General features: G+C 40.3%; 9 protein-coding genes. 8 read left to right on the top strand and 1 reads right to left on the bottom strand.

The genetic code is table 11. The annotated features are described in order from the left end of the window. Positions 1-198: 198 nt before the first annotated feature. Genes BO222_RS00070 through BO222_RS00055 form a run of 4 tightly spaced genes read left to right on the top strand, consistent with a single transcriptional unit; the run spans position 199 to position 4,427 of the window. On the top strand, positions 199-1,107 hold the full coding sequence (locus BO222_RS00070; RefSeq protein ID WP_075817292.1) for a glycosyltransferase family 2 protein: 909 nt from the start codon (positions 199-201) through the stop codon (positions 1,105-1,107). Positions 1,108-1,152: 45 nt separating this feature from the next. Continuing rightward, positions 1,153-2,289: a glycosyltransferase gene (locus BO222_RS00065; RefSeq protein WP_075817290.1), complete on the top strand. Its 1,137-nt coding sequence runs from the start codon at positions 1,153-1,155 to the stop codon at positions 2,287-2,289. Further along, positions 2,286-3,044, top strand: a complete 759-nt coding sequence (locus BO222_RS00060; RefSeq protein WP_075817288.1) for a DUF4422 domain-containing protein — start codon at positions 2,286-2,288, stop codon at positions 3,042-3,044. Before BO222_RS00065 ends, BO222_RS00060 begins: the two co-directional genes overlap by 4 nt. A 15-nt stretch (positions 3,045-3,059) precedes the next feature. Continuing rightward, a complete protein-coding gene (locus BO222_RS00055) occupies positions 3,060-4,427 on the top strand; it encodes an exopolysaccharide biosynthesis polyprenyl glycosylphosphotransferase (RefSeq protein WP_075817286.1) in 1,368 nt (455 codons plus the stop codon). Positions 4,428-4,537: 110 nt separating this feature from the next. Here BO222_RS00055 and BO222_RS00050 read toward each other — a convergent pair whose 3' ends face one another. Then, a complete protein-coding gene (locus BO222_RS00050; protein WP_075817284.1) occupies positions 4,538-5,782 on the bottom strand; it encodes a glycosyltransferase family 4 protein in 1,245 nt (414 codons plus the stop codon). Positions 5,783-5,976: 194 nt separating this feature from the next. On the opposite strand from BO222_RS00050, the gene BO222_RS00045 reads away from it, so the two are divergent. The 4 genes from BO222_RS00045 to BO222_RS00030 all read left to right on the top strand — a co-directional run bounded on the left by BO222_RS00045 (position 5,977) and on the right by BO222_RS00030 (position 11,488). Further along, positions 5,977-6,897, top strand: a complete 921-nt coding sequence (locus BO222_RS00045; protein WP_075817282.1) for a diacylglycerol/lipid kinase family protein — start codon at positions 5,977-5,979, stop codon at positions 6,895-6,897. Positions 6,898-6,961: 64 nt separating this feature from the next. Beyond that, a complete protein-coding gene (locus BO222_RS00040) occupies positions 6,962-9,142 on the top strand; it encodes an ATP-dependent helicase (protein WP_198931969.1) in 2,181 nt (726 codons plus the stop codon). Between the two features lie 19 nt (positions 9,143-9,161). Next, the gene (locus BO222_RS00035) at positions 9,162-10,763 is read left to right on the top strand and encodes an LCP family protein (protein ID WP_083647593.1); all 1,602 of its coding nucleotides are present in this window, start codon (positions 9,162-9,164) and stop codon (positions 10,761-10,763) included. Positions 10,764-10,816: 53 nt separating this feature from the next. Next, a complete protein-coding gene (locus tag BO222_RS00030; protein WP_075817276.1) occupies positions 10,817-11,488 on the top strand; it encodes an LbetaH domain-containing protein in 672 nt (223 codons plus the stop codon). The last annotated feature ends 356 nt before the right edge of the window (positions 11,489-11,844 follow it).

The raw sequence follows: 11,844 nt of genomic DNA, 5'->3' as shown, positions 1-11,844 counted from the left end.
CAAAAGGCGGAAATCTTCCGTTTCCGACTTTCCTGAGAGGAAAGCTGGAGCACAGAGAAGATTTCCGCCTTTGATGGTATTCAGGGATAACCGGGAATAAAAGCCCGTGCAAATTTCAAAAGGTTACGACAGACATAAATGCTCAGTATAATGTTTTATAGGCCTGAAGGCTGATTGCTTTCTTGGAGGATGATATTTATGGAAAAGATAACAGCTGCTCTGGTGACATATAATCGAAAAGAACTACTTCATGAAGCTCTGGAAGCTTTGATGGCCCAATCATTTCCTGTTGAAATCCTTGTTATTGATAATGCGAGTACGGATGGAACTGAGAAGATGCTTGAAAAGTGGATCAAACAGGGGAAGATTCATTACCGAAATACCGGAAAAAATCTTGGTGGAGCAGGAGGGTTTTGCCTTGCGCTTGAAGAGGCCTTAAAGCTTGGTTCAGAGTACATCTGGATGATGGATGATGACACGATAGTCAAGGAGGATTCATTAGAAAAGCTTCTTGAACAGGCCAGATTGCATCCACAGGCCGCTTTCTTTTCTTCAAAGGCGATCTGGATTGATGGAACACAAAATAGAATGAACCAACAGCGATTGCTGAAAAAAGATATTGGGCAAAAGGCAATTCCATGCCGGGAAGCCACATTCGTATCTCTGCTGGTAAAGAGCGATGCCATCTATAAATATGGCCTACCAGTAAAGGAGTTTTTTATTTGGGGAGATGATATTGAATACACCAGACGTCTGTCTTTTCGATCTGGAGGATATTACGTGCCCGATTCTGTCGTCCTGCACAAAACAGCGAATAATGAAGGAAGTAATATTGTTACAGATCACGAAAATCGACTTCCGCGCTATCGCTATGCCTACCGCAATGAAGTTTATATCGCAAAGCAGGAAGGAACTGGCAGAAAAGTCAGACAGCTGGCAAAGATCCTGTATCATACAGGCAAAGTCCTGATGCTTTCTAAGGATAAAAAAATGGAAAAGATTCGCCTGATCTGGAGTGCGAGCTGGGAAGGACTGTCCTTTCACGCAAATATTCGATATCCAGAGAATAAACAGGCTGAGTCTGAGGCCCATCAATCAAAGCATTAATGAGTTAATGATTGGTTTAAATCGAATATAAGGAGTCTTGAATGTATGGTAAAAGTTCTTGAAGTTTTTCGCGAGCCGCTGGCTAATGGCGGACAGGAAAGTTTCATTATGAACATGCTGAGAAATATGGATCATGATCAAATTCAGATGGATTTCATGACCCCTTTCACTTGTGATAATCAGAGCCTGAAAGCAGAAGTGGAATCCTATGGAGGCAGGGTTTATACATACGATCACGAATTTGGAAAAAATAACAATCAGGTTTTTAAAGAATCGCTGAGCGATTTTCTTTCCTCTCATTCTTATGAAACGGTTCATTTTCACTCTGGAAGTACCTATGCCTTAATGATGGGACCTAAAATCGCCAGTGAGGCAGGGGTTAAAAATCGAATTGTTCATTCACATTGCGGCGGAGATGACAACTTAAAGTATCGTCTGATTAAAGCAATGTCCGTTCCGTATTTTATGAAATACCCTACTCAGTTCTGTGCCTGCAGTATGCTGGCCGCCAAGTGGAAGTTTCCAAAAAAAATTATTGATGAAAATAAAGTAGACATATTAAAGAATGCAGTTGATCTGGATCGGTTTCATTATGATCCAAAGATCCGCGATGAGATCAGAGCTGCTTCTGGACTGAAAAAAGAAATTGTTCTTGGGCACATCGGCAGATTCTCCAGGCAGAAAAATCAGTTGTTTCTGATCGATATTTTCAATTGTTTTTTAAAAAGACATGCAGATGCAAGGTTGTGGCTGGTAGGAGAAGGAGAGGACCTGGACAAGGTCAAATCCAAAGTCAGAGAATTGGGAATCGAAAAGCAGGTTGATTTTCTGGGACTTCGCAAAGACATTCCAGATCTTTTAAATGCAATGGATGCATTGGTTCTTCCATCCCTGTTCGAAGGACTTCCTGTCGTCGGGGTTGAAGCCCAGGCTGTTTCCCTTCCAGTGATTGCCAGTGAAGAAGTGACAAAAGAAATGCCTGTTCCCGAGTTGTCCCGTTATCTTTCGCTTGAACCGGATCGTCTGATTGATTGGATTGAAGCCATTGAAGAAATGCTGTTGGTGAAGCGAAAAGACCGAAAGCAGGAGATGATTGAGGCTGGTTATGAAGTAAAAGAGGCCGCTGCTCATCTTCAGAATCTCTATCTGAATCAGAGCAAAGAAAAGGATGATGACCAATGATCTATAACTATTTTATTGGACATCGACCTTTTGAGCTGCCGGCTGCCATTGAAGGAATCAAACTTCAGGTAGGGAATCAAAGCGATTTTGGGGATGTCAGGGATAATACTGGTGATCAGATCGCAGATAAAAATGCGAATTATTGTGAATTAACCGCTCTTTACTGGATCTGGAAAAATGAGTGTCCAAAAATGAACTCAGACGATCGGATCAGCATCAACCATTACCGCCGATGGTTTGTTGGATTGAATGATCCATCTTTAGAAAATGTTTTAAAGAATGACCAGGCCATTGTTCTGCCAAAATTCGAACCTTATAGAGAAACGGTTAAAGAGCAATATTGCAATGAATCCGGATTTCTGGAAGACCTGAACAAAGTCCGATCAATTATTCAAAGAAAATATCCTGAGGATGTTGTCTATTTTGATCAGGTGATGGAACAAGGAGGAATTCATCAATATAATATGATGATTACTACAGTGAATCATTATTCTGATTTTTGCTCGTGGCTTTTTCCAATTTTATTTGATCTTGAAAAAGAAATTAATCTTGATAATTATAATGATTATCAAAAACGAATTTACGGTTTTCTTTCAGAGCGGCTGTTGAATGTGTGGGTCAAAAGCCGTCAGTTAACAGTGGCTGAAATGAAGGTTGAACAGCCTCAAATCAGAGGAAAAGATATGATGCGTTTGAACTTAAGAAGAGTACGCAATCGGATTGAATTTAAGCTTTTCCATAAGAAGCGGCCGTAAAGTACGGAGAAGTATATGAAAAATATAAATAGAATCAGGCTGATTATTGAATGTCTGATCACTATCCTCTTGTTATGGGTCTTTCCATTTAATATTGAGCGCAAATTGAAGCTGTTTGCCCTGTATGTTTTTTCGCAGCTGATCGTAGGAAGATTCCAGAACAAAACGACTCTGGCTTATGATGAAGCTAAACTGGTATTTCTTGGATATGCCGGATTTTTATTTTGTGCTCTGCTGACAGTCGCTTTTCGATCACCTTCTGCTCTGTACGAAATGGGCTATATCTGCCTGTTTACTCTGATCGATATGATTTGTTCGATGCTGGTTGTCCGTTATGCTCACCTAATCTTTTATAAAAAGTGTACAAAGAACGTCATCGTTATTGGAGCGGGAAAAACAGCACGGAAACTTGATAATGTAACCCGGGCGAATCGGTTCTCGCTGACAAATATTCGCGCTTTTGTCAATCTGAATGGAGATCGGGATTATCCCGGTATTGAACAGGTTCAGATTGAACAGAGAGCTCCAATCATTTCGATGGATCAGTTTGATGAATATGCTTCCGCTTATGGAGTTGATACGGTGATGATTGCGATTCCGGAACTGGATCCCAATACTTTGAGTAAACTGAATGCCTATCTTTCCGGGCGAGTTGAAAATGTAAAATACCTGCCAAATTCTGATCAGATGCTGACCTTTGCAAGCCGTGTTGAAGACTTCGATGGCCTTTTAATGATTTCGACAACTCAGGGCAGTATGAAATGGTACGATCATTTGATCAAACGGACCATTGATATTTTTGGCGGCCTGGCAGGATGTGCTATTTTGCTGCCGCTGATCGGATATGTTCGCTACTATAACCACAAACAGGGCGATTATGGTCCGATCTTCTTTACCCAAAACCGGATTGGAAAAAATGGCAAGCAGTTTAAGGTTTATAAGTTTAGAACCATGGTGGAGAATGCGGAACAGGTTCTTGAAAAGATGATGGCTGAAAATCCGGAAATCAGGCATGAATACGAAGTAAACAAAAAGCTTCAGGACGACCCGAGAATTACTAGAGCGGGAAAATTTCTACGTGAAAAATCATTAGATGAGTTCCCGCAGTTTATTAACGTTTTAAAAGGTGAAATGTCTCTGATTGGCCCAAGACCGTATCTTCCCAGAGAAGCCAAGGATATGGGATCATATTATCAGGACATCGTTTCTCTGGCCCCAGGAGTTACCGGAATGTGGCAGACTCATGGACGAAGCAATGTAGATTTTGAAAGGCGTCTTGAACTTGATGAATTTTATTATCGGAACTGGTCTTTGTGGCTGGATCTGACTTTACTGATCAAAACCATACAAAATATGTATTATGGAGATGACAGTGCAAGATAGGCACGTGTCATTAAAAAAACTTCTTAAGCCAGAATTTAATTCAAGCTTAAGAAGTTTTTTCTTTATTCAGATTTGGGATCGGGTGAATTGTGAATTCATGAGTTCAGTCATTAACGGTGATTGGATCTATGGTGTTCTCGGTTGCCGAATTTGATCCGTCTTGTCTGTTCGATTTCCTGAGAAGCTAATTTGCTCCTGCCTGGATTTGAGACGCTCATTCGGATCGTAAATTCCATCGATTCATCCATAGTTGTTTTACTGGAATGTTTTTGATTTGTTTGACGATTGGCAGAGCGCTTTTGATTGGGCCTCTCTGATCCACCGATTATTCGATTTAGAAAGCCAAGCAGTGGCCGATAGTAGGGAGAGATCATTCCTGTTTTTTCGATAAAGACTTCGATAATGACTAATAAAATCAGAATCAGAAGTAATCCGAATTTTCGGTCATAGATATACAGGAACGCACAAAGACCGAACAGAAAAGTGATTCCACACATGATGACTACTGTGTTTCCATGACCAAATCTTCTCATCAGTTGATGATGAAGATGCTTTTTGTCTGCCGTTGAAAAGCTCTGCCCCTTAATCTTTCTTCTTAAAATCGCCGATAATGTATCAATGATCGGCAAAAGTAAAATCAAAATTGGAAGAGCAAGCGTCAGAATGGTACTCGATTTGAAGCCCATTAATGAAGTAGATGCGATCATGCAGCCTAGAAACAGGGATCCGCAATCGCCCATGAATATGCTTGCAGGATGAGCATTATAAATTAAAAAACCTAACAGAGCGCCGCACATAACCATTGAAAGAGTGATCATATCCATTCGGTGGTCGACCAGCGAGATGGAAGCAACAATTGAAAAAACTACAAGGGAGATCCCTCCTGCCAGTCCATCCAGCCCATCCATCAGATTCACAGCGTTTGTGATCCCAACGACCCAGACCAGAGTGAATAACGCAGACAAGATGGGCCAATCGATGACTATCCCAAACGGAAGATGCAAAGAATCAGTTCGAACCCCGTATTGAATCAGGAGGCATGCAGCCAGAAATTGAAATAACATCTTCATCCCTGGCTTAAGATCGAAAAAGTCATCAGCCAGTCCGGTAAAAAACATCATAGAAGATGCCAGGAAAGCACCGATCAGAGCTCGGTCAGGTTCGATAAACAGACTCATGGATATAGCAAATGCAGCATAGATCGCAATTCCGCCAATACGGGAGATTTTTCCATGATGAATGGTCCTCTTGTTCTGTCTGGCAAAAGCATCCGAACCAGCAGACACTTTTCGAATCAGGGGGACAAGAAGCAATGAGATAAAAAATGAACAGATCAGGCTTAACAGCTGCCTCATTGGATTCCCCCTTTCTGAATGGATTTGATGAATTACAACATGTTTATTATAAAGATTTTCTAGCTTCTTAACACTATACTGGGCATTAGTAAAAACAACAGGATTCAATCACGTAACAAAAGATCGCTTTCAAAGAAAATAGGATATAATTTCATGCATGAATAAAATGCTGTTTCTGTATAATCCTAAATCGGGTGCTGGAAAAAATTCGGAATTCATTGGCTGATTTAATTGAGATGTTTTCAGAAAATGATTATCAGGTAACCGTCTATCCAACAAAAGCGCCCCTGGATGCGATTCAATATATTGAAAAAAATGGAACTCAGGTCGATGAGATTGTGGTATGTGGTGGAGACGGAATCCTGCACGAAGCGCTTAACGGATTAGGAAAAATTGATTTTCAGGTTCCTTTGGGATGTATTCCGTGTGGAACCGTCAATGATTTCGCCAATTCTCATGAAATCCCATTTGATCTGATGGCTGCTGGAAAAATGATTTGCGAACAACAGCCGGTGTCGGTGGATGTGGCAAAGTTTAATGATGAATATTTCAGTTATATTGCTGCATGCGGTATCAGTACACAGGTTCCATATACCACCAGTCAGACAGATAAAAAGATGTTCGGACCGCTTGCCTATATTGTGAAAGGACTTAATGTGGTGGACTTTACCCATTGGGAAAATAACTGTGTCACGATGAATGTAAGCTGGGAAAAAGGCAGCGCAGAAGGCGATTTTCTATTTGCTTCCTTTTCAAATACTCTTTATATCGGAAGTGTTGATTCACTGGTGATGGATGGAGCCCGCTTTAACGATGGTCTGCTTGAAGGCTTACTGATCCGAAGGCCGATGAATCTGCTTGAGCTTCATCAGATCGCTCAGGGAATTCTTAAAAAAGACTTCAGTTCAGATTTTTTTGTTCAGGTTAGATCCCCATGGTTTGAGATCGAATCTGAACCGACGGATTGGACTCTGGATGGAGAATTTGGCGGTAATCTGGAATACGTTAAAATTCAGACTTATCCGAACAAATTGAAACTGATCAGACCTCCATTACAGAAAGAATCTGAAAAAAATCCGACATTTACCCAAAATGATGAAATGAAATCGCTATGATTGATGTTAGACAAAATCAATCAACAATCACATCAATGCGCGGTAATCTTTAACAGAAAGGAGAATGAAGATGGAACAAATGCCTGTACTGAATGAGAAGCAGCTCGAAGCTGTCGAACAGAGTGAAGGATACGTTCGGGTAGTTGCTGGAGCTGGAAGTGGAAAAACACGGACTCTGGCCTATCGTTTCGCCTATCTGGTGAATGAACTGGGTATTTTACCGTCTTCGATTCTATGCGTTACCTTCACTAACAAATCAGCAAACGAAATGCGAAACCGAATCCATCGATTAATTGGAGATGCGGATACGGGATATATTTCCACGTTTCATGGTTTTTGCAATACAGTCCTAAAAGAAGAAGCAAACGCTATTCATTTTCCAAAATCCTTTATGGTACTGGATAACGCGGATATTGATTCGATGTTAAAAATTGTATATGAACAGCGAGGGCTGACCAGTCGGGATATGACTTTCTCAAAAGCCAGAGACATGATTGAAATTCAAAAGATTGATAGAAAACCGGATTATTATTACGATCTGATTTCTTTATCTCTCGATCAGCTCTATGAAAAGTATGCCAGGGCTATTGAAACCGACGATATTATCTTCTATGGATATCTTTATCAACAAAAGAAAAACTTTGGCCTCGATTATAATGATCTGATTATTCTCAGTCTCTTCATTTTTAAAGAAAACGATGAAATCAGATTAAAATGGCAGGAGCGTCTGGAATATATCATGATTGATGAATTTCAGGATATCGACTCTCTTCAGTATCGCCTGATGAATGTTTTGCAGGGCTATCATAAAAATCTGTTTGTGGTTGGCGATCCGGATCAGACGATCTACACCTGGAGAGGAGCAAACGTTCGCTTTCTCCTGGATTTTGATCAGAATTATCCACAAACCAAAACGATTTACCTAAATGAGAATTATCGCAGCACACCTCAGATTCTGGAGGCTGCTAATAAATTGATTGCTGTAAACTACAACAGACTTCCAAAAGATCTGTATACCAAAAATCAAGCTGGACCAAACGTGCATGCAATGCATTTTGAAGATACGGCAAAGGAAGCCAAAGGGATTGTCGAAGTGATTCACCATCTTCTGCATAAAGGGTATGAATACAGAGACATTGCCATCTTATATCGGGCGCATTATCTGTCGCGTACTCTGGAGGATGAATTTTTGCAGCAGGAAATTCCATATACGATTTACTCTGGGGTTCCATTTTTTCAGAGAATGGAAATCAAGGATGCTTTAGCCTACTTAAGAATGCTGATATTTAAGGACGATCTGGATTTTCAGCGAACGGTTAATACCCCGAAAAGAAATATTGGAACTTCAAGAATGAAATTTCTGGAAGAGTACGCAATAAGTCATCAAATCAGTCTCTGGGAATCTTTAAAAGAAAATGCTGAGACTGAAATGTTCAAAAAAACCAGGGTTAACGAATATATTGAACTGATTGAAAGTGAAAATTGGAAAGATCGATCGGTGACTGAAGTACTCAGCGGTTTACTTGATCATTCCGGATATGAAGCGATGCTGCGGCTTCAGGGAGCTCAGGATCGTCTGGATAATCTGGCAGAATTAAAACAATCTGTCAGTGAATTCGAACGAAACAGCGGCGAAGAAGGGGATTTGGAGCAGTATTTAAATCATATTGCTCTGTTTACAGCGTCTGATCAGGAAATGCAGTCTCAAAAAGTTAAAATGATGACAGTTCATACTGCAAAGGGTCTTGAATTTCCGGTTGTCATTCTGGTTGGATTAAGCGAAAATATTTTTCCGAGCAAACAGACACGGACACTTGAACAAATGGAAGAAGAGAGAAGACTGGCCTTTGTCGCTTTAACAAGGGCACAAAAAGAACTATATCTTTCTGAATCTGAAGGACTTCTGGCAAATGGCGGATTTCGCTATCCATCGCGTTTTTTATGTGATATCGATGAACCAATACTGAATTGGCATCCAAAACCAGCAGAGGATCTTCTGATCCATACCCGTGCAAGTGTAAATTCTAGACCTGCTTTGCAAAGGCCGCTCAACCAGAATGAATTGCTGATGCCTGGAGATCGAGTAGAGCATAAGATATTTGGTATGGGATCAGTGATTGAAACAGATCTTGAGAAATTAAGCTATCTGATTCATTTTGATAAGCTGGATACGGTTCGCAGGTTGTCAGCCAAGGCGAATCTGAAAAAAATTGGAACTGCGCCCAAAAGTATGGGACTTAACTGACGGATTGTGAAGGGATAGAATGGAAAATTATAACAGTCGTTTACACACTCTGGGCAATTGGTTCAGACGACATAAAGATTGGATACTCATGGCTATAGGCCTGGGATTTCTTTTCTGGTTAATATACGATCTTGCTCGTTCGCGGCTGATCGAATTCTCGACTGCAGGGATTATTCTTGGAGTTGGATTGCTGCTCGTTGCATTGGCTAATTTTTTCTTCCGATATTATGGATATAAATCAAAAGCAAGGATTATTGGAGTCTTATTGATCGCATTCATGATCATTATTTCTATTTTTGGAATTGGTCTTTCTGATGATTTGACTGCAGCCATTCAACGGCTTTCCTGGCATGAGAGAGTTTATACAGAAAAGATGAATCTTTATACCTATGAACAGGCTCCGATTCGGGATTTATCCAAAGTGAATGGGGAATTATCTGTTGGAGTTTTGAATACGGTTAATCAGAAAATGAACGAGTACACGCTGGAGCAGTTAAATCAAAGAGGGCTAAAAACTAAAGTTCATGAATATGGCTCAATTCAGCAGATGATGCGGGCTTTAAAGGGGCAGACTTTACAGGTGGTTCTTCTTGAACCCTATCAGATCGAACTGGCAAAGGAGTATCCTGATCTGGTCACAATAGACAGAGAACTCACAAAAGTAGAAAGTTTCGAAAAAGAAACCAGCCTTATGGATAAGCCGGCTGAAAAAGATATTGAAAACGAAAGATATACAGTATTAATTACTTCATCGACTGCTCCATTGAATCAACCAAATTATCGAACTTATCAATGCCTGGTAGTGAGCGTTGATCCAGTTTCACAAAAAATACTGCTGATCTCGCTGCCTCGCAATATTTATATTCCAGTCACCTGTTCGGATGAATTTGCATGTGCTCCAGGACAATATGAAAAACTTTCGCTGCTCAGCTATCATTCTCAGGAAGTTTTAAGACAAAGCGTTGAATCTTATTTGGGAATCAAGCTGGATTATACAATTCGTGTCGATCTGGATACATTATCCAATGCTCTGGATCGTCTTGGTAAAACGAAAGTAAATAATCCGAATTATTATGTCACCGGAAATACGGTGTTTAACGAAGGAGAAATTGAATTAAATTCAGTGACTGCAGATTTATATATTCGCGATTTCAATGATTTTTCTGAAGTCGATCAGCAATTTGAAAATAATCATCTGAATTTGTTGAAAGCTTTGTTGCCTTTCAACTGGATTTCATCTCTGGCTGAGATGAATCCGATTCTCGATATAATTAAGGAGTCCATCCAGACTGATTTCAGCTATAATGATCTTTGTGAAATTATAAATACTTTTATTCTGTATCCAAACAAATGGGATATTTTAGAGATGACGCCTATAAGAACGAACGGATTTGAAAACTCACCTCAGCTAACGGGTTTTACTTATGTCAACTATGCAAATGAGGATTCAATCAATCGCATCCGACAGGTACTTCAGTTATTTAACAATGGAGAAGAATTCTCTGTAGATCAAAGTGATATTCAGGCTGCACTCGATGCCCAGGCTCAGGCTGAAGCAGAAGCTCAGGCCCAGGCCGAAGCAGCTGCCCAGGCTGAAGCGGAGGCCTATTCTTTACAGTAAATATTCTTAGTAATGAGATGAACAGGATAAAGTGAGTGAAAGGGAGTTTGACTATGATGAAAATGAAAGAGTTGTATGATCTCAATCATACAATGGCCAGGAAATTTTTAGAGCAGTTTGAATATCCGTGGCAGGCCTTAGATGGAATTGGGCAGATGATACTTGATTTAGCTTCGAATCTCGATGATGAATATGAACAAATAGCTGACCAGGTCTGGATACATAAGAGTACTCAGATTGCCAAGACTGCCAATCTTAATGGTCCCTGTATTATTGGTGCAAAAACAGAAGTCAGGCCTGGAGCATTTATCAGAGGGAATGCATTAGTAGGAGAAAACTGCGTCGTAGGAAATTCAACAGAGTTGAAGAATGTAATCCTTTTTGATCATGTTCAGGTTCCGCACTATAACTATGTTGGTGATTCAATTCTCGGGCATTATGCTCATATGGGAGCTGGATCCATCACTTCCAATGTCAAAAGTGACAAATCACTCGTGGTAATCAATGATCGAAGTCATAGGATTAAGATCGAAACTGGACGCAAAAAAGTTGGAGCAATGCTTGGGAATCATGTGGAGGTCGGCTGCAACAGCGTTCTGAATCCAGGTACAGTCATCGGATGCGAAACAAGTATTTATCCATTATCCTGTGTTCGTGGGGTTATTCCGGAAAAATCAATATTTAAAAGCCAGGATGACATTGTAATTCGCAAGGATTCAAAATAGTTATCAATTAAGTATCAGACAGCTCTTTGATGGGCTGTCTTTTTTGACTTTTGCTCTAAATTAGGCCAACAAAAGGCGGCCTTTTAAAATGTAACTTCTTTATATTTGACGGGTTGCCCGAAACGAAATTGCCTATATACCATTAAAGGCGAAGAATCTTATGGATTCTGAAACTTTCCTCTCAGGAAAGCTGCAGGACGCAAAGAACTTCGCCTTTTTTACATTGAAGTATTATTGATTCAGACTGACAGAGCACAGAGTTCTCTGATTTCATCATTCCAGGGAAGAACGCTGTCAATGACATCAGCCGGTATAACTGAACCGCGCCATTTCTGGAATCTGTTCATCACCAGTTC

The organism is Ileibacterium valens (assembly GCF_001945525.1).
In the GTDB taxonomy this organism is placed as follows: domain Bacteria; phylum Bacillota_I; class Bacilli_A; order Erysipelotrichales; family Erysipelotrichaceae; genus Ileibacterium; species Ileibacterium valens.
Note: the sequence above shows the minus strand (reverse complement) of the source record. Positions and strands in the feature narration are given on the sequence as shown.

Bases quoted from the DNA above. Each gene is read 5' to 3' on its own strand.
- BO222_RS00040 (WP_198931969.1), top strand. From the start codon at position 6,962: ATGAAGATGGAACAAATGCCTGTACTGAATGAGAAGCAGCTCGAAGCT.
- BO222_RS00050 (WP_075817284.1), bottom strand. From the start codon at position 5,782: ATGAGGCAGCTGTTAAGCCTGATCTGTTCATTTTTTATCTCATTGCTT.
- BO222_RS00035 (WP_083647593.1), top strand. From the start codon at position 9,162: ATGGAAAATTATAACAGTCGTTTACACACTCTGGGCAATTGGTTCAGA.
- BO222_RS00055 (WP_075817286.1), top strand. From the start codon at position 3,060: ATGAAAAATATAAATAGAATCAGGCTGATTATTGAATGTCTGATCACT.
- BO222_RS00070 (WP_075817292.1), top strand. From the start codon at position 199: ATGGAAAAGATAACAGCTGCTCTGGTGACATATAATCGAAAAGAACTA.
- BO222_RS00065 (WP_075817290.1), top strand. From the start codon at position 1,153: ATGGTAAAAGTTCTTGAAGTTTTTCGCGAGCCGCTGGCTAATGGCGGA.
- BO222_RS00060 (WP_075817288.1), top strand. From the start codon at position 2,286: ATGATCTATAACTATTTTATTGGACATCGACCTTTTGAGCTGCCGGCT.
- BO222_RS00030 (WP_075817276.1), top strand. From the start codon at position 10,817: ATGATGAAAATGAAAGAGTTGTATGATCTCAATCATACAATGGCCAGG.